The 17,457-nt window shown below is 68.7% G+C and carries 15 protein-coding genes; 7 read left to right on the top strand and 8 right to left on the bottom strand.

Annotated elements, in window-relative coordinates; genetic code table 11:
- Positions 1-96: 96 nt before the first annotated feature.
- Entirely contained in the window at positions 97-516 is a 420-nt protein-coding gene (locus tag AB0I35_RS21995; RefSeq protein ID WP_357398018.1) for a hypothetical protein, read from the bottom strand.
- A gap of 180 nt (positions 517-696) precedes the next feature.
- Here AB0I35_RS21995 and AB0I35_RS21990 point away from each other — a divergent pair, with 180 nt between their 5' ends.
- From AB0I35_RS21990 to AB0I35_RS21975, 4 genes are read left to right on the top strand one after another with little or no spacing between them, the layout of a single operon-like run.
- Positions 697-1,308 carry a heme-copper oxidase subunit III gene (locus tag AB0I35_RS21990; RefSeq protein ID WP_067497399.1) on the top strand — a complete coding sequence of 204 codons (612 nt, stop codon included), beginning with the start codon at positions 697-699 and terminating at the stop codon, positions 1,306-1,308.
- Between the two features lie 58 nt (positions 1,309-1,366).
- Positions 1,367-2,224 carry a cytochrome c gene (locus tag AB0I35_RS21985; protein WP_357398017.1) on the top strand — a complete coding sequence of 286 codons (858 nt, stop codon included), beginning with the start codon at positions 1,367-1,369 and terminating at the stop codon, positions 2,222-2,224.
- A gap of 40 nt (positions 2,225-2,264) precedes the next feature.
- A complete protein-coding gene (locus AB0I35_RS21980) occupies positions 2,265-3,404 on the top strand; it encodes a ubiquinol-cytochrome c reductase iron-sulfur subunit (protein WP_357398016.1) in 1,140 nt (379 codons plus the stop codon).
- Positions 3,401-5,032: a cytochrome bc complex cytochrome b subunit gene (locus AB0I35_RS21975; RefSeq protein ID WP_357398015.1), complete on the top strand. Its 1,632-nt coding sequence runs from the start codon at positions 3,401-3,403 to the stop codon at positions 5,030-5,032. Before AB0I35_RS21980 ends, AB0I35_RS21975 begins: the two co-directional genes overlap by 4 nt.
- Positions 5,033-5,086: 54 nt before the next feature.
- Here AB0I35_RS21975 and AB0I35_RS21970 read toward each other — a convergent pair whose 3' ends face one another.
- A complete protein-coding gene (locus tag AB0I35_RS21970; protein ID WP_067642942.1) occupies positions 5,087-5,584 on the bottom strand; it encodes a polyadenylate-specific 3'-exoribonuclease AS in 498 nt (165 codons plus the stop codon).
- A gap of 193 nt (positions 5,585-5,777) precedes the next feature.
- On the opposite strand from AB0I35_RS21970, the gene AB0I35_RS21965 reads away from it, so the two are divergent.
- On the top strand, positions 5,778-7,163 hold the full coding sequence (locus tag AB0I35_RS21965; RefSeq protein ID WP_357152318.1) for a class II 3-deoxy-7-phosphoheptulonate synthase: 1,386 nt from the start codon (positions 5,778-5,780) through the stop codon (positions 7,161-7,163).
- A gap of 102 nt (positions 7,164-7,265) precedes the next feature.
- On the opposite strand, the gene pknB is transcribed toward AB0I35_RS21965, so the two are convergent.
- Positions 7,266-9,185 (bottom strand): Stk1 family PASTA domain-containing Ser/Thr kinase, encoded by a 1,920-nt coding sequence (gene pknB / locus AB0I35_RS21960; protein WP_357398127.1) that lies wholly within the window; start codon positions 9,183-9,185, stop codon positions 7,266-7,268.
- A gap of 127 nt (positions 9,186-9,312) precedes the next feature.
- Here pknB and AB0I35_RS21955 point away from each other — a divergent pair, with 127 nt between their 5' ends.
- Positions 9,313-9,681 carry an Rv2175c family DNA-binding protein gene (locus AB0I35_RS21955; protein ID WP_357398014.1) on the top strand — a complete coding sequence of 123 codons (369 nt, stop codon included), beginning with the start codon at positions 9,313-9,315 and terminating at the stop codon, positions 9,679-9,681.
- A gap of 226 nt (positions 9,682-9,907) precedes the next feature.
- On the opposite strand, the gene AB0I35_RS21950 is transcribed toward AB0I35_RS21955, so the two are convergent.
- The 4 genes from AB0I35_RS21950 to AB0I35_RS21935 all read right to left on the bottom strand — a co-directional run bounded on the left by AB0I35_RS21950 (position 9,908) and on the right by AB0I35_RS21935 (position 15,418).
- Positions 9,908-10,966, bottom strand: a complete 1,059-nt coding sequence (locus tag AB0I35_RS21950; RefSeq protein ID WP_357398012.1) for a phytoene/squalene synthase family protein — start codon at positions 10,964-10,966, stop codon at positions 9,908-9,910.
- Positions 10,963-12,624, bottom strand: coding sequence for an alpha-(1->6)-mannopyranosyltransferase A (locus AB0I35_RS21945; RefSeq protein ID WP_357398011.1), 1,662 nt, complete (start codon positions 12,622-12,624; stop codon positions 10,963-10,965). The genes AB0I35_RS21950 and AB0I35_RS21945 overlap by 4 nt, the downstream gene beginning before the upstream one ends.
- Positions 12,625-12,717: 93 nt before the next feature.
- Positions 12,718-14,313 (bottom strand): phytoene desaturase family protein, encoded by a 1,596-nt coding sequence (crtI, locus tag AB0I35_RS21940; protein ID WP_357398010.1) that lies wholly within the window; start codon positions 14,311-14,313, stop codon positions 12,718-12,720.
- Between the two features lie 7 nt (positions 14,314-14,320).
- Positions 14,321-15,418 (bottom strand): polyprenyl synthetase family protein, encoded by a 1,098-nt coding sequence (locus AB0I35_RS21935; protein ID WP_067643284.1) that lies wholly within the window; start codon positions 15,416-15,418, stop codon positions 14,321-14,323.
- Between the two features lie 431 nt (positions 15,419-15,849).
- Between AB0I35_RS21935 and AB0I35_RS21930 the strand changes: the two genes are divergently transcribed.
- Positions 15,850-16,791, top strand: coding sequence for a methylenetetrahydrofolate reductase (locus AB0I35_RS21930; protein WP_357398126.1), 942 nt, complete (start codon positions 15,850-15,852; stop codon positions 16,789-16,791).
- Positions 16,792-16,824: 33 nt separating this feature from the next.
- Here AB0I35_RS21930 and AB0I35_RS21925 read toward each other — a convergent pair whose 3' ends face one another.
- Positions 16,825-17,409 (bottom strand): DUF2867 domain-containing protein, encoded by a 585-nt coding sequence (locus tag AB0I35_RS21925; protein ID WP_357398009.1) that lies wholly within the window; start codon positions 17,407-17,409, stop codon positions 16,825-16,827.
- Positions 17,410-17,457 lie beyond the last annotated feature (48 nt).

Below are 17,457 nucleotides of genomic sequence, written 5' to 3'. Positions count from 1 at the left end.
TTTCGATGACGGGCGCAACGAGGTTGCGCATACAACTTGCGCAACCGAATCAAGCGCAACCGAGTTGCGCAACCGAGTTGCGCTCGATCGGCAAGTTTAGGCGGCCGGACGTGGCGGCTGCAGCGCGTCCCACCCATCGGCGACCCCGTCGTGGCGTTGCGCGAGGCCCGCCATCCGCGAACGTTCCTGCGAGATCGTCAGCGGGTCGAGCAGCTGTACCCGCTGCAGCAGCACGGGCACGAGATCGTCGCAGACCCCGCGCACCGCCTCCGCGCGCTCGTATCCGTCGTATCCGGCGATCTCACAGGCCTCGTCGATGCGATCGGCGGGCAGCCGCAGATGGTGCCGCAACACCGCCTGCGCGCCACGATCGAGGTCGACGGCCCGGTCGAGCGCCACCGAGGACGCCTCGGCGTCGTCGAAGCTCGACGCGACGACGACCAGATCCTCGCGCGTGGGATCGAGCCCACCGGGTTGCCCACCGAAGAGCCGCCGCCACATCCGCACTACGACCATCGTCGCCTCCTCGTCTCAGCCTATCCACATCCAACGCTGTCACAATGGGTTGTCACGCGAAGAGTCGCCAACACGCCGACGGTTGCTTCGGACCCCCTCTGTACGTGGGTTTTCCGGTCCGCGCGACAAACTTTCGTACCCGGGTACAGCTGTCGTACTACGAAGAGTCATACTTACCCCGTGACGACCGCAGTAGGCACCCCAGGATCGGCCATTACTCAGCGTGTGCATTCGCTGAACCGGCCCAACATGGTCAGCGTCGGAACCATCATCTGGCTGTCGAGCGAGCTGATGTTCTTCGCCGGCCTCTTCGCCATGTACTTCGTTGCGCGCGCGCAAGCGCACGGCAACTGGCCCCCGGAGCCCACCGAGCTGAACCTGGCGCTGGCTGTTCCGGTGACGGCCGTGCTGATCGCATCGTCGTTCACCTGCCAGATGGGCGTGTTCGCCGCGGAGAAGGGCGACGTGTTCGGCCTGCGCCGCTGGTACACGATCACCCTGCTGATGGGTGCCTTCTTCGTCGCCGGTCAGGCGTACGAGTACTACCACCTGGCGCATGAGGGCACGACCATCGCGGGCAGCTCCTACGGCTCGGTCTTCTACATCACCACCGGCTTCCACGGTCTGCACGTGATCGGCGGTCTGATCGCGTTCGTGTTCCTGCTCATCCGCACCACGCTGAGCAAGTTCACCCCCGCTCAGGCCACCGCCGCCATCGTGGTGTCCTACTACTGGCATTTCGTCGACATCGTCTGGATCGGGCTGTTCGCCACGATCTACTTCGTCAGCTAGCCCGCGGGCACACAAGCTTTTGCACAAGTCGGTTCCGTCTACTCCAAAGGGACTACAGATGAGTTCATCTCCCCCGTCGGCCCCCGAGCCCGCAGGCGCCGGTCAGGCTGCCAAGACGCGCAAGCAGCGTCGCGCCCGCCGTCGTATCGCGGGTGCGCTCGCGCTGATGGTCGGCCTCGTCGGAGCCGGCTTCCTGGCGAGCGCGCTCACCCCCGAGCCGCAGATCGCCACCGCGAACGAGGACCAGTCCGCGCTGATCCGTGAGGGCAAGCAGCTCTACGAGACCTCGTGCATCACCTGCCACGGTGCGAACCTGCAGGGTGTGCCCGATCGCGGTCCGAGCCTGATCGGTGTCGGTGAGGCCGCCGTCTACTTCCAGGTCTCCTCCGGCCGTATGCCGATGGTGCGCAACGAGGCCCAGGCCATGCGCAAGCCGGAGAAGTTCGACGCGCATCAGACCGACGCGCTCGGCGCCTACGTCGCCGCCAACGGCGGTGGCCCCTCGGTGATCCGCGACGCCAACGGCGAGATCGCCCAGGAATCGCTGCGCGGCGACGACATCGGCCGCGGCTCGGAGCTGTTCCGCATGAACTGCGCGTCCTGCCACAACTTCACCGGTCGTGGTGGCGCGCTGTCGGGCGGTAAGTTCGCTCCGCCGCTCGAGCCGGCCAACGAGCAGCAGATCTACGACGCGATGCTCACCGGCCCGCAGAACATGCCCAAGTTCTCCGACCGGCAGCTGACGCCGGAAGAGAAGCGCGACATCGTCGCCTACGTCAAGAACGCCGCGGAGGAGAAGTCGCCCGGCGGGTGGGACCTCGGCGGTTTCGGTCCGGCGACCGAAGGTCTCGCCATCTGGGTCATCGGCATCACCGCCACCGTCGGTGCGGCCATGTGGATCGGTTCCCGCACGTGATCGGGCAGGTCGCGCTCGGCGCGTCGGATAGGACACAGTCATGAGTGGACAGGAGCGAAGCGACATGGGTCGCGAACCCACCGAAGACGAACTGGACGCGATGTCGCGTGACGAGCTCGTCGAACTCGGTACCGCGCGAGACGACGTCGAGGTCGTGTATCGCAGCGAGCGCTGGCCGGTGGCCGGCACCCGGGCCGAGAAGCGTGCCGAGCGTGCCGTCACGTTCTGGTTCGCCATCTCCGGTCTCGCGGCCGCCGCGCTGATCGGTGTCTTCCTGTTCTGGCCGTGGGAGTGGAAGGGCAAGGGCGACGAGGGCCACGAGGCCTACTCGCTGTTCACCCCGCTGATCGGTCTGACCTTCGGTATCTCGGTGCTGGTCATCGGTATCGCCGTGGTGCTGATCCGCAAGCGGTTCATCCCCGCCGAGATCTCCATCCAGCAGCGCCACGACGGCCCGTCCGACGAGGTCGAGCGCCGTACCCTGGCCGCCGAGCTGCAGGACGCGCTCGAGACCTCCACGCTCGGTCGCCGCAAGATGATGCTCGGCACCGCCGGTGCCGGTGTCGGTGTGCTCGGCCTGGGTGCCGCGATGGTGTTCATCGGCGGCATGATCAAGAACCCGTGGGCCAAGCGCGACAAGTCGCCGCTGTGGGTCTCGGGCTGGACCCCGGACTACCCGGGTGAGACCGTCTACATCCGCCGCGACACCGGCCGCCCCGACGACATCGTCCTGGTGCGCCCGGAGGATCTCGATGCGGGTGCGATGGAAACCGTCTTCCCCTGGAAAGAGAAGTGGCGCGGCGATTCGCACGCCACCCTGCAGTCGCTGCGCGGCATCCGTAACGCCGTCATGCTGATCCGGCTGCGCACCGAGGACGCCGAGAAGGCGATCAAGCGCAAGGGCCAGGAGAGCTTCAACTACGGCGACTACTTCGCCTACTCGAAGATCTGCACCCACCTCGGCTGCCCGACCTCGCTGTTCGAGCAGCAGACCAACCGGATCCTGTGCCCGTGCCACCAGTCGCAGTTCTCGGCGACCGAGTGGGGTAAGCCGGTCTTCGGTCCGGCCGCCCGCGCGCTGCCTCAGCTGCCGATCACCGTCAACTCCGAGGGCTTCCTGGTCGCCGCGGGCGACTTCATCGAGCCGCTCGGCCCGGCCTTCTGGGAGCGTCGTTCATGAGTGCTGGAACTATCATGGCCAACCAGGCCGATGAGATGGACGAGCGGTATCGCGCCGCCGCGTTCGTGAAGCGGTCGATCAACAAGGTCTTCCCGACCCACTGGTCGTTCCTGCTCGGTGAGATCGCGCTGTACGCGTTCATCATCCTGCTGCTGTCGGGTATCTACCTGACGCTGTACTTCGACCCGTCGATGGCGCACGTCGTGTACGACGGCGCCTACCAGCCGCTGCGCGGTGTCGGCATGTCGCGGGCCTACGAGACGACGCTGAACATCTCCTTCGAGGTGCGCGGTGGTCTGTTCGTCCGCCAGATCCACCACTGGGCGGCACTGCTGTTCGCGGCGTCGATCATCATCCACCTGTTCCGCATCTTCTTCACCGGCGCGTTCCGCAAGCCGCGTGAGGCGAACTGGGTGATCGGTTCGCTGCTGCTGATCCTGGCGATGTTCGAGGGCTTCTTCGGCTACTCGCTGCCCGACGACCTGCTCTCGGGCACCGGTCTTCGTGCCGCGTTCTCCGGCATCACCATCGGTGTCCCGGTGGTCGGTACCTGGCTGCACTGGCTGATGTTCGGCGGCGACTTCCCCGGCGACATCATCATCCCGCGCCTCTACATCGCGCACGTGCTGCTGCTGCCCGGCATCATCCTGGCGCTGATCGGTGCCCACGTGGCGCTGGTCTGGTACCAGAAGCACACCCAGTTCCCCGGCCCGGCCCGCACGGAGACCAACGTGGTCGGTGCCCGGATCGTCCCGGTGTTCGCCGCCGACCAGGGCGCGTTCTTCGCCTTCACCCTCGGCATCGTCGGCATCATGGGTGGTGTCCTGCAGATCAACCCGGTGTGGAACCTCGGTCCGTACAACCCGTCGCAGGTGTCGGCGGGTTCGCAGCCCGACTTCTACATGATGTGGACCGACGGTATGGCGCGTCTGATGCCTGCCTGGGAGCTCTACCTCGGCCGATACACGATTCCGGCGGCGTTCTGGGTCGCGCTGGTCATGGGCCTGGTGTTCACGCTGCTGATCGCCTACCCGTGGATCGAGAAGCGCCTCACCAACGACCACACCGCGCATCACAACCTGCTGCAGCGTCCGCGCGACGTGCCGGTGCGCACGGCGATCGGTGCGATGGCCATCGCGTTCTACGTGGTCCTCACGCTGTCGTGTGTCAACGACATTATCGCGCTGAAGTTCGACATCTCGCTCAACGCGACCACCTGGATCGGTCGTATCGGCCTGCTGCTGCTGCCGCCGCTGGCGTACTTCATCACCTACCGGTTCTGCATCGGCCTGCAGCGCAGCGACCGCTCGGTGCTCGAGCACGGCATCGAGACCGGTGTGATCAAGCGTCTGCCGCACGGTGAGTACATCGAGGTGCACCAGCCGCTTGGTGGGGTCGACGCACACGGCCACGCCATCCCGCTGGAGTACCAGGGTGCCCCGGTGCCCAAGAAGATGAACCGCCTCGGTTCGGCGGGCAAGCCGGGTACGGGCAGCTTCCTTCGCCCCGACCCGCGCGCCGAGGGCCAGGCCTGGGCCGAGATCGAGGAGGCCGAGGAGCACAAGATGCTCGGCGCCCTCGCCGAGCACCAGGCTCGCACCGGCAACGGTGACCACAGCGGTCACTGATTCCGCGAACGACGAAGGCCCCGAGTCGGTTTCGACTCGGGGCCTTCGTCGTTTTCAGAGGCGCGGCGTGCGGCGGTGGGATTCGATGGCCTCGAACTTGGCCAGGTTGTGGCGGGCGTCGGCCAGGGCGTCGTGCGCGTCGTCGGGGATGGGCGGCAGTTCGGGGCTGCCGTGGGCCACCCAGTGCTGGCGCAGTTCGTTGGTGTAGCGGGGCATGTTCTTGGGCAGGGCGGTCATGTCACCCCACAGCTGGCACAGCGCCACGTGGTCGTAGGCGCCGACCCAGGCCCACAGCTCCGGGTACACGCCGGGCCGGGGCAGGAAGAACTTGAACAGGTCGTCACGGATCTGTGCCCGGGTGCGATACAGCGGCGAACCGGCCGGTGGCAGCTTCGGCAGCACATTGCGGCGCACCCAAGGCCCGGCCCGTCCGGCGTCGAATTCGGTGGAGACGGCGTAGTACTCGCGTCCGTCCTCGCAGACGACACCGATCGAGATCAGATCGATCGTCACGCCGTCCTCGACGAATTCCGAATCGTAGAAATATCGCAGGGAGATCGCCTCTTCGTGCCGGTGGGCGCCCGTCCCGTCCGGCGCGACGAGGCAGGCGGACCCACGATGAATTGAGTGAAACCCTATGCGGGCACTTCGCGCGTGGTGCGCAGGGGTCGCCGCCGGGGTCCCGTCGGCCCGTCGCAGGTACGCCGGATATTCGCCCGCTTCGTTGAGTCCGTATTCTGATCTGGTGACCTGGACCGTCGACGTACCGATTGACCGCCTGCCGGAACTGCCGCCGCTGCCTGACGATCTGCGCAGGCGACTGGACGCCGCTCTGGCTCGCCCCGCCCTGCAGCAGCCGTCCTGGGACGCCGACGAGGCCACCACGATGCGCACCGTGCTCGAGAGCGTGCCGCCGATCTGCCTGCCCGCCGAGGTCGAGGACCTCAAGGCGCAGCTGGCGCAGGTGGCGCGCGGCGAGGCCTTCCTGATGCAGGGCGGAGACTGCGCGGAAACCTTCGCCGACAACACCGAACCCCACATCAAGGGCAATATCCGCACCCTGCTGCAGATGGCTGTCGTGCTCACCTACGGCGCCAGCATGCCGGTGGTGAAGGTGGCGCGCATCGCCGGTCAGTACGCCAAGCCGCGCTCGGCCGACATCGACGCGCTCGGCCTGAAGTCCTACCGGGGCGACATGGTCAACTCCCTGGTCGCCGACGAGCAGCTGCGCCGCCACGACCCGTCACGCCTGGTCCGCGCCTACGCCAACGCGAGTGCCGCGATGAACCTGGTTCGTGCCCTCACCAGCGCGGGCACCGCCGACCTGCACCGCCTGCACGACTGGAACCGTGACTTCGTCGCCCAGTCGCCCGCGGGTGCGCGCTACGAGACCCTGGCCGAGGAGATCGACAAGGGTCTGCGGTTCATGGCGGCGTGTCAGGTCAACGACCCGAGCCTCAAGACCGCCCGCATCTACGCCTCGCACGAGGCGCTCGTCCTCGACTACGAGCGCGCGATGCTGCGCCTCAGTGAGAGCGAGACGGGCGAACCGCTGCTCTACGACCTCTCGGCGCACTTCCTGTGGATCGGTGAGCGCACCCGTCAGCTCGACGGTGCCCACATCGCCTTCGCCGAGTTGCTGGCCAACCCCATCGGCCTCAAGATCGGCCCGACCACCACCCCCGACCAGGCGGTGGAATACGTGGAGCGGCTCGACCCGAACAACGAACCCGGCCGGCTCACCCTGGTGGCACGCATGGGCAACGGCAAGGTGCGCGATGTGCTGCCTCCGATCATCGAGAAGGTGCAGGCCACCGGCCACCAGGTGATCTGGCAGTGCGACCCGATGCACGGCAACACCCACGAGTCGTCCACCGGATTCAAGACCCGCCACTTCGATCGCATCGTCGACGAGGTGCAGGGCTTCTTCGAGGTCCACCACGCGCTCGGCACCCACCCCGGCGGCATGCACATCGAGCTGACCGGCGAGAACGTCACCGAATGCCTGGGTGGTGCGCAGGACATCTCCGACCTGGATCTCGGTGGTCGGTACGAGACCGCCTGCGATCCTCGGCTCAACACTCAGCAGTCGCTGGAACTGTCGTTCCTGGTGGCGGAGATGCTGCGCTGAGCTGGTTTCGGTAGAGCCCGGTCAGCGGTTACCGCCGCGGCCGGGCTTTTCCTTGTCGTCGTCCTTGTCGGGCTTGTCGTCCTTTTCCGGGGCGCGATCTCTTCAAGGTAGGGCGGTGAGCGATACGACGCTGCCCGCCTCCACGTTCGTGTTGATGCCGGGGACCTGGCCGATCACCAGGGAGCTGTCGGAGTCGGTGAGGGATTTGACCTCTACCCGCAGGCCTAGTTGCTGGAGTTTGGCGCGGGCGTTGCCGACGTTCTGACCCATCACGTTGGGGACTTTGATCGCGTTGGAGACGAGCAGGGTGACGCTGTCGCCGGACTGCAGGGTGGTGCCGACGGCGGGGTCGGTGCCGATGGCCTTGTCGGCCTCGATGCTCTTGTCGAACTGCACCTTCACCTCGCGCACGGTGAGTCCGGCCTTGGTGAGCGCCTGGGTTGCTTCCTCGGTGGTCTTGCCGCGCACATCGGGCACGTTCACGGGCTGGGAGCCCTTGCTGCGGTACACCTTCACCTGCGCGCCCATCGGCAGCACGGTGCCGGGGGCGGGCTCGACCCTGGCCAGTGAGCCCTTGGGGGCGGTGCTGGCCGCTTCGCCGCTGTCGATGGGTTGCAGGCCCATGTCGCGGATGGCGGCGTTCACGGCACTGATCTGGTCGCCCGGCTCGATGTCCTCGGGTACGCGCGGTTTGCCGTTGGAGATCAGCACGGCGATGGTGGAGCTCTTGGTGACTCGTGAGCCCGCCGACGGGTCGGTGCCGACCACGCCGCCAACCGGGATCGTGTCGGACGCCTTCTGCCGCAGTACCGTCTCGAATCCGGCCTGTTCCAGCACGGCGACGGCCCGCTCGCTGTCCATGCCCGCGATCGGCGGCACCGCGGTGTAGCGGCCGACGCCGAGCCACCAGCCGCCGATGCCGACCAGCAGCGTCAGCGCGGTGACGATACCCACCCACACCAGGCCGGTGCGGCGGGTATGGGTCTCCGCCGGGACGAAAGGATTGTGCAGGGGCGCGGGCGGGTTGGCGTGCTCGTCGAGCCGCGGCCGTTGCGCGGTGACCACCCGGGTGTGCTGCGGCTGGGCGACCGGACGCGGCGGTGCGGGTTCATGCGGGGGCGCGACGGGACTCGCCGCGGCCACGGGTGCGCGAAAGGCCTCGCTGAGATGCTCGGCCGAATCACGGGGTGCCGGAACGCGATACGGCGGCAGGTTCAAGGTCATCGCGACGGCTTGCAGGTTGGCCGCCATCTGATTGGCGTCGGCGAAGCGCTTCGCGGGGTCGCGGGAGGTGGCCTCGGCGACGAGGGCGTCGAATTCGGCGGGCACACCGTCGATGAACTGACTCGGCGCCGGTACGTCGTTCTCCACGCGCTGATACGCCACCGACAGCGAATTGTCGCCGGTGAACGGCACGCGGCCGGTGAGCAGTTCGAAGATCAGGATGCCGAAGGAGTACACGTCCGAGCGCGCGTCGGCGGTGCCGGTGGTGACCTGCTCCGGCGACAGGTAGGCGGCGGTGCCGAGGATCACGCTGGCGGAGGTGGTGTTGGCGGCGGCCACGGCGCGGACCAGGCCGAAGTCGGCGATCTTCACCTCGCCCGCGTCGGAGATCAGCACGTTCTCCGGCTTGATGTCGCGGTGCACCAGGCCCGCGTCGTGCGCGGTGCCGATGGCGCGCAGCACCGGTTCGGCGACGGCACGCACGGCGTGCGGCGGCATCGGGCCGCGTTCGCGCAACAGCTCACGCAGGGTGCCGCCCTCGACCAATTCCATGATGAGGAAGGGGTGTTCGCCGTCGACACCCTGGTCGTACACCGCGACGAGCGACGGGTGCTTGAGTTTGGCCACCGCGCGCGCCTCGAACTCGAAGCGGCTCAGGAACTGTGGGTCGCTCGCGAACTTGGGGTCCATCACCTTGATGGCGACGGGACGGTCGAGCCGGGTGTCGGTTCCGCGGAACACCATCGACATTCCGCCGCGCGCGATCGGCGCGTCGATGCGATAGCGCCCTTCCAGCATCTGGCCGATCACAGGTTCCTCCGGCGTACGACAAACTGGCCACGGTGGTGCGGCCCCCACGATCGTAACCGGGTGCGACGGCATGCCCGCCGATGGATGCGCCACGTCACGTACTACCGTTGTGCGGGTGAGTGCCTTCCCCTGCAGCGACGACGTGCTGCCCGACACCGAAACCCTCGTCTCCCTGCCCGAGGCCGCCGACATACTCGGCGTCCCGGTGACCGCGGTGCACCAGATGCTGCGCGATCACCAGCTCATCGCGGTGCGCCGGGGCGGTGTCGCGGGCATTCCGTCCCGCTTCTTCGACGACAACGACGAGATCGTCCGCATGCTGCCCGGCCTGATCACGGTGATGCGCGACGGCAAGTACAGCGACGAGGACATCCTGCGCTGGATCTACACCGAAGACGACTCGCTGCCCGGCCGCCCGGTCGATGCCCTGCACGGCCCGCTGGCGCGCGAGGTCGTCCGTCGCGCCGCCGCAGAGCCTTTCTGAGGATTCGCCGACGGGGCCGCGCGTCGTGGGCAGGCTGAGCGGAGCGTGCCCGGCTGAACGGGCGGACAGGTGCGAATCGGCGTCGAGAGCACAGAACCAGCCATGACGACCAGGTCAGGGGCGGTGATGGCCGACCGATTCAGGCCCTACATCGGCCCTGCCACCCGTCGGACCGGATGTTCGGTGCGCCCATGCCGGGCGTCGGCTTGGTGGTGCGTCCACCGAGTTACCTCACGCGGGTGCGGAGCCTCGGCCCGTGGCGGCGCCGAGTCGCGAAACCCTTGGCGGCGACCACGATTCGGCGGTGGTTCGGGACCGTCGCGCGGACGGCGAAGACCTGGTAGTCGGCCGCTTCGATCTGATCGAGGATCTCGGCGTAGAGGACGGCGGCGGTGCGGATCGCCGGACGGACCCGGGGTGTCAGCAGGTCGATGCCGGGGACCGCACGGCGGTAGATGTCGCGGTTGACGGCGATCAGGTGGGCCAGAGCCCGGCGCGTCGGCTGATCGGTATGCTCCGCGGCCCGGCAGGCCCGCAGCCGCGCTTCGTCGACGCCGAACGCGGCCAGCTCGTCGGCGGGCAGGTAGATGCGATCGCGATCGAGATCCTCGGCCACGTCACGCAGGAAGTTGGTGACCTGGAACGCTTCGCCCAACGCGGCGGCAGCGGGCTCGGCTTCCGCGACCGGGACAACGGTGCCGAGCACCGGCAGCAACTGCAGACCGATGGCGGCGGCCGACCCACGCATGTACTCGCCCAGCTCGCCCATGCTCGCGTAGCGCCTGCGGTGGACGTTCGTGCCGGGGACGTCCATGCGCATGGCATCGAGGAACGTCCAGATGTGGTCGTGCGCGATGTCGTAGCAGGCGATGGTGTCGGCCGTCGCGGTGATGATCTGGCGGCGCCGCAGGTCGGTGGTGTCGAGGTCGCTCTGCTCGATGGCCAGCCGGAGCTGCTTCTCGACCAGATCGAGGTGCTGAGCGGGGGAGATGCCGTCGCTGCCGTGGGCGAGACGGCGATCAGGATCGTGTGCGCCCGGTGCGATGCTCGACGGGAGGGCTTGCGGCCGCGCCGGGGGACGGTCGGACGGGTCCAGGATCCACGCTGGGTCGTCGGCATGGTCGACGATGTCGTCCACCATCCGCGCGAACGCGTACAGCGCGTGCACGGCCCGGCGCCGCTGTGGGCTCAGTAAGGCCGTGGCGAGGTAGTAGGTGCGTCCGTGCTCGGCGGCGATGCGGCGACAGGTCGCGTAGGCGTTGTCCAGCGCGGTGGGAACACTCATGCCGCGACGGGCGGTGCGTGTTCCTTGGCTATCGCGCGGGAACTCGCCGAACGCAGGTGCAGCGGGTCGACGTGGCGCAGCGACACCGCGGCCACCACGGCGGCGAACGTCGCCAGCGCCACGTGCCAGAAGTTGTAGAGGCCGATCGAGCCGTCCGGCTGGAACACCAGCATCAGCCAGGTGCAGATACCGACCAGCCACTGCAGGGTCACCGTCGACAGCGCGAAACCGGCGGCCAGCGCCAGCGGCCACGAGTAGTACCAGGGCAGGGCGGCGGGGGAGAGCAGCACGATCGCCACGAACGCGACGATGATGCCCATCACGGCCTCACGCTCGCTGTGGCGGAACCGCCACCAGGTCGCCACGAGCAGGACCACCAGCGCGACCTTGCACAGTTCGCGGGTGACGGACAGGACCGAATCCAGCGACCACGGCGACACCCAGGTGACCATGTGCGCGAGGATCGTCGGCAGCGACAGCCAGTTGATGATCTTGTTCGAGCCCTGCAACGCGGTCACCCAGCCGAAGCCGACCCCCGCGATCACCGATGCCGCCCCGAAGACCAGTGCGAAGACACCGATGCCGATGCCGGCGATCTTGGTGAACACGAGCAGTGGATGCGGCATATCGGCCGAGGGCCGGGCCGCGTCGGGATGCTTCAGTTCCTCGGCGAGACCGGCATCGGAGTCCGCGCGGGCCCGGCGTTCGGCCGCCCGCCGCTCCTTCTCGTGCAGGATCCAGATCCACACCAGGAACGGCAACGCCACGCCTGCCGTCGCCTTGATCGCGACGCCGATGGCGACCACGACGATGCCCGCCACATGATGACGTTCCAGCACGAGCGCGATACCCGCGCACATCAGCCCGACCATCAGCATCTCGTTGTGCACGCCGCCGATGAGGTGCACGAGCACCAGCGGATTGAGCACCGCCAGCCACAGCGCCACGGTCGGTTTGCCGCCGAGGTGCTTGGTCAGATAGGGCACCGCCCACACCATCAGTGCCAGGCCGGGCAGCATGACGAAGCGCAGCGCGATGGTCCCGGCGATCACATTGTCACCGGTGAGCGTGGTGATCGCGCGGCCCATCAGCAGGAACACCGGGCCGTACGGCGCGGTGGTGGTGGTCCACACGGGGCTCACGTTGTCCAGCAGCACACCGGGATTGGCGACGGGACCCACCTGGTAAGGGTCGAAACCGTCGCGCAGGAGCGCACCCTGGGCGAGATAGGAGTAGGCGTCGCGGCTGAACATCGGAGCCGCGAAAAGCAGTGGGGTGATCCAGATTCCGACGATCACCCGCAGCTCGTTGAGCGTGACCTTCGGTTCACCGTTGCCGATGAGCGTGCGGCCGAGGCGCACCCACGCGGTGATCATCAGCAGCACACCGGCCCAGATGACGATCATGGACAGGGCGTAGCCGTGGCCGAATCGCAGCCACGACAGGTGCAGCGCCTCGAGCAGCGGATCGCGTTTACGGACGGCGCCCGCACCGAAACCGCCGAAGGTGATCATGATGGCGCCGAAGAATCCCATGAAGGCCGCGTGGCCTTCGGGGCTCCGGGCGAAATCGCCTGCAGTGCGCAGCCGCGACCGGACGCCGGGATCGGTCCCGGCGGGCAGATGGCGCTGCGGTTCGAGGGTGCGCGTGGTGTCCATGGGGCCTACGGTCGTCTCGGGGGGCGGCATCTTCGGTCGGTCCCCCCGGATGGTCGGCGGTCGCAACCGCGAGCTGATAAGTCGGCCGTCAGTTTACGGCTTGTAGTTCCGAACACTAACCCGGTGGTCGCTACCGGTGTGCGCCCGGCTGCCGGTGATTCGCGCCGCCGCCAGTTCGCCCGACAGCAGTGTGGTGGGCACACCGACCCCCGGAGTGGTGCCGCAACCTGCGAGAACGACATTGTCTACGCCCCTTGGCAGGTTGCGTGGACGCAGTGGCCCGGTCTGCCGGAAAAGGTGCGCCACCGAGAACGGTGTGCCCGCGATCATGCCCTGGGCCGCCCAGGTCGCCGGGGTGTCGAGGTGATCGACGCGGAAGTACCCACCGATACCGGTGTAGCCGCGCTGCTCGAGCGTCGCGAGCAGTTCGCGCAGGTAGGCCGGGCCGATGCGATCCCAGTCCAGCGGCGCGGAGGTCAGGTTGGGGCACGGCGCGAGCAGTGAGAGCGGCTCCCAGCGGCCGTCGGCGCGGTCGACGAACTGGCCCGCGTCGGTGAGCGCGGGGCGGGTGAGCAGCAGCGACGGGTCGCTCATCAGTGTGCCCCGGCCCTTGCCCGCGGCGATCTCGCGGAAGGTCTGCTCCCAGGCGGCCCCGAACTCGATCGTGTGATGGGCCTGCACCGGCCACCGCGCGGCAACCTCGGTGGGCACGGTGCCGTGCGCGACGACGGCCGACGGTGAGGCCCGCAGCCCGCGCCGGTTGCGCAGCCCGAAGCGCCGGATCGCGCCCAGGTCGGCGGTGATGACCACCGCGTCGCAGGCGAGGTTTCGCCCGTCGACCGTGCGGACGGCCTCGGCGTGGCGGGCACCCGGTGACGCGGTGCCCTTGCGGGTGGCGTACTCGATGCCGGTGACCTCGGTGCCGAGCTCGAGGCGCCCGCCCGCGGTGGTGAAGGCCTCGGCCAGCGCGGCGGTGACGGCCCGCATGCCGCCCTCGGGGAAGTACACCCCGAGGCAGGTGTCCATATTCGGGATGGCGCCGTAGACGGCGAGGGCCTGGTCCGGCGTCGTCCCCGCGTAGAGCGCCTGGAAGGTGAAAAGCCTGGTCAGCCGCTCGTCGCGGAGGTACGAGCGCACCCGCGGCCCGAGTTTGCCCAGCCCGCCGAGGCGCACCACCCGGGCCAGCGCCGACCGGGCGGCCGGTGTGCGGACCATGTCGAGGGGCGAATCGAAATCGGCGTTCATGAATTCGTCGAACTCGGCCTCGTACATCCGGCCGAGCCAGTCACGCAGACGCCGATAGCCGCGTGCCTCGCGGGGACCGCAGGCGCGGGTCACCTCGGCCGCCATCTGCTCGGCGTCGTCGAAGACCCGGATGTCGCTGCCGTCGGCGAAGCGCGCGTGATAGGCCGGTGTCAGGCGATGGATGCGCAGCCCGACGTCCTCCCGGGTCTGCCCGACCGCCGCGAGGGCGTCGTCGATCGTCTCGGGCAGGGTGAGCACCGTTGCGCCGCTGTCGATCTCGTAGTCGGCGAAGCGGTAGCGGCCCACCCGGCCGCCGGGGTGATCGGCGCGCTCGAGCACGGTCACCTCGAGCCCGGCACCACGCAGATGCAGCGCGGCGCCGAGCCCGGCCAGCCCGGCCCCCACGACGACGACATGATTCGCTTGTCCCACAACAGTTTTCACAACGTCCTCAGGCGGTACGGCGAGTGGCGGCCAACGCCATATCGTGCAGCAGATGCTTGGCGGCGGGGGTGGCGGCGCTGTGCGCGATCGCGGCCAGACCCGTTTCGGTGAGCTCGGTGATGCGGCGCTCCACGTCGTCGACGGCGCCCAGGTCGATCAGCACCGCGCGCAACCGGTCGACGGCCTCGTCGTCGAGGTCGGTGCCGAGTCCGGTGCGGATCAGCGCGGCCGACTCCGGATCGGCCCGGCGCAGTGCCTCGGCGATGAGCACGGTGCGCTTGCCCTCGCGCAGATCGTCGCCCGACGGTTTGCCGGTGACGGCCGGGTCGCCGAACACCCCGAGCAGGTCGTCGCGCAGCTGGAAGGCGATACCCACATCGGTTCCATAGGTGCGCAAGGCCGCGACCAGGGCGTCGTCGGCGCCGGCCAGTGCGGCACCCAGGTGCAGCGGCCGTTCGATGGTGTAGGCGGCGGTCTTGTAGCGGTTGATGCGCAGCGCGGCCTCGACCGACTCGTCGCCACCGGCTTCGCCGTTGATGTCGAGCAGTTGCCCGCCGAGCACTTCGGTGCGCATACGCGCCCACACCGGGGCGAACCGGGCGAAGGACGCGGTGTCGAGTCCGGCCGCGTTCACCAGGTCGTCGGCCCAGGCCAGGGCCAGATCGCCGATCAGAATGGCGACCGCCGACCCGTATGCCTCGCCGTCACCGGACCAACCGGCCGTGCGGTGCCGGTCGGTGAAGTCGATGTGCACCGTCGGGAAGCCACGCCGGGTGCGGGAGGAGTCGATGATGTCGTCGTGCACCAGCGCGCAGGCCTGCACCAGTTCCAGTGCGGCACACGCGGTGAGCACCGAGGCCGCCTCGGGGGCGGACGGGTCGCCACCGGCGCCGAGCCAGCCGGTCCAGGCGAAGCCCGGCCTGGTGCGTTTACCGCCGCGCACCACGAACTGTTCCAGCGCCTCGGCCGCGTCGACGAACACCGGACCGAGCGGTTCGACGATCTCGCGCCTGCTCGCGAAGAACTCCGTGAGCACCTGCTCGACCGCCGCGACGAAGGCCGGTGTGCCGGGGGTGAGCGCGACTAGGTCGACCGAGGTCAGCACGTCGGCGGCGGACCGGGAGAGCGGGGTACCGATTCCGGCGGACAGGGCGGCCTCCAAATGGCAAGCGTCAGGATCCGATGACGCACCCTCGCGGTGCGTGCACAGCGTCGTCTCGACGATACGCGGGCCCCGCGGAGCGTCGGCGGGCGCACAGGGCCGCTGCGACCGATCCCACACCAGGCGTTTCCTCGGGCCAGGGGGTCCCCGGCCCGTGTGTCCATCCGACTTGACATTCTCCGCTCCGAACAGGGGATTTCCCCTCGGCGGGTGCCGGGGCCTGCGGGGTTGTGCCCGGCGGGGACGTGTCGTGACCGGTATCGGAGTTCCCCGGTCGGCGCCGTAGGCCCGGAACGTCCCACTAGACTGAGCCGGTGAGTTTCGACAGTGGACGGGGACGTTCGACCCCCGATCGGCCCGCCGAGCGGCAGTCGATCGTCTCGAACACGCCCTCGGTGGTGCAGAGTCTGCGCACCCATTCGGGCACGGGCGTGCCGTTTTCGGTCGAGTTCAACCCGCCCCGCGACGCGGCCGGTGAGGCCAGGCTGTGGCGCGCGGTGCGCGAGTTCGAACGCATGCACCCCGCCTTCGTGTCGATGACCTACGGCGCGGGTGGCTCCACCCGTGACCGCACGGTCCGCATCACCGGCGCGCTGGCGCAGGAGACCACCCTGCTGCCGGTCGCCCACCTGACCGCCGTCGGCCACAGCATCGCCGAACTGCGCTCGCTGGTCGGTTCCTACGCCGACTCCGGCATCTGCAACGTCCTCGTGCTGCGCGGCGACCCGCCCGGCGACCCGCTGGGTGAGTGGCGCAAGCACCCCGAGGGGGTCGAGTACGCCGAGGAACTCGTGCGCATCGTCCGCGATCTCGGCGACTTCCACGTCGGCGTCGCGTCGTTCCCGCAGGGCCACCACCGCTCACCCGACCTGGACCACGACACCCGTCACCTGTGCGCGAAACTGCGTGCGGGCGCGGAGTATTCGATCACCCAGATGTTCTTCGACGTCGAGCACTACCTGCGCCTGCGCGACCGCGTGATCGCCATGGACCCCGTCGAGGGTGCCAAGCCCATCATCCCCGAGCTGATGCCCATCACCTCGCTGCGCACCGTCGCGCGCGCCGAGGAGCTGTCCGGTCGCCCGGTGCCCGCCGACATCGTCGCCCGCCTCACCCGCGCCGCGGGCACGGGCCCCGAGGAGGACCGCGCCGCCGTGCGCGCCGAAGGCATCCAGATCGCGACCGAGATGGCCCAGCGCCTCATCGATGAAGACGCGCCCTGCCTGCACTTCATCACCCTCAACTTCGCCAAGGCCACCAGCGAGGTCCTCACCAATCTCGGCTACGGCGTCACCGCCGCCCCTCTCAGCGCCTGACCGGCAGCTGGACGAGCGGCTTTCGGCGCGTTGTCACCGCCTCGTGGCGGCGAGGGCCTGCCAGGTTCGTTCCCAGTTGCGGGTCATGGCCGGATAGACGATGAGGTAGCGGAAAGGCTTGATGAGGGCCATGTAGAGGCGCCCGAGGCGGCCGTTGGGTTTGACCAGGACGGCCATCCGCAGGTGGTATCCGGTCTCGTCGGGGACCCAGCCCAGGTGGGCGATGCCGTGCATGGTGCCGTTGGCGATTTCGGCGGCGTACTCGTTGTCGAGGACGTAGAGGCTGGTCAGCGGGCTGTCGCTGTCGTCGGGGGTCGGGGTGTCGCGCAGGTCGGCGGGGAGGCGGTCGCGCAGGGAGCCGACGCGGGTGCCGGTGCCCGCCGCTTCGTCGTCCCAGCCGAAGATCTCGCCCAGTTTCCAGCGGATCTTGAACAGCACGCCGCTGATGCCCGAGCTCTCGGATGCCTTCTCCGCCTGGAGTGCCGCGAGGAAGGCGGGGAAATCGTCGGGGCCCGCGCCGGGTGTGCGGAACTGCCAGACGTCTTCGGTGTCGAAGTCGGGCGCGATCTCATGGATGCGCCACGGCTGGGCGGCGTGTGCGGAGGCGGGAAGTCGCATGACATGACCTCGATCTGTACGGGGGCGTATAACAACTGAGGCTACCGC

It is taken from the genome of Nocardia sp. NPDC050378 (assembly GCF_040655675.1).
GTDB classification, from domain to species: Bacteria; Actinomycetota; Actinomycetes; order Mycobacteriales; family Mycobacteriaceae; genus Nocardia; species Nocardia coubleae.
The sequence above is the reverse complement of the archived record's forward strand: the minus strand, read 5'-3'. Positions and strand labels throughout refer to the sequence as shown.

What these genes read in the sequence shown, in the direction of transcription:
- pknB (WP_357398127.1), bottom strand. Translation starts at nt 9,185, where the DNA reads ATGCTGGAAGGGCGCTATCGCATCGACGCGCCGATCGCGCGCGGCGGA.
- AB0I35_RS21980 (WP_357398016.1), top strand. Translation starts at nt 2,265, where the DNA reads ATGAGTGGACAGGAGCGAAGCGACATGGGTCGCGAACCCACCGAAGAC.
- AB0I35_RS21995 (WP_357398018.1), bottom strand. Translation starts at nt 516, where the DNA reads ATGGTCGTAGTGCGGATGTGGCGGCGGCTCTTCGGTGGGCAACCCGGT.
- AB0I35_RS21985 (WP_357398017.1), top strand. Translation starts at nt 1,367, where the DNA reads ATGAGTTCATCTCCCCCGTCGGCCCCCGAGCCCGCAGGCGCCGGTCAG.
- AB0I35_RS21945 (WP_357398011.1), bottom strand. Translation starts at nt 12,624, where the DNA reads ATGGACACCACGCGCACCCTCGAACCGCAGCGCCATCTGCCCGCCGGG.
- AB0I35_RS21925 (WP_357398009.1), bottom strand. Translation starts at nt 17,409, where the DNA reads ATGCGACTTCCCGCCTCCGCACACGCCGCCCAGCCGTGGCGCATCCAT.
- AB0I35_RS21950 (WP_357398012.1), bottom strand. Translation starts at nt 10,966, where the DNA reads ATGAGTGTTCCCACCGCGCTGGACAACGCCTACGCGACCTGTCGCCGC.
- AB0I35_RS21975 (WP_357398015.1), top strand. Translation starts at nt 3,401, where the DNA reads ATGAGTGCTGGAACTATCATGGCCAACCAGGCCGATGAGATGGACGAG.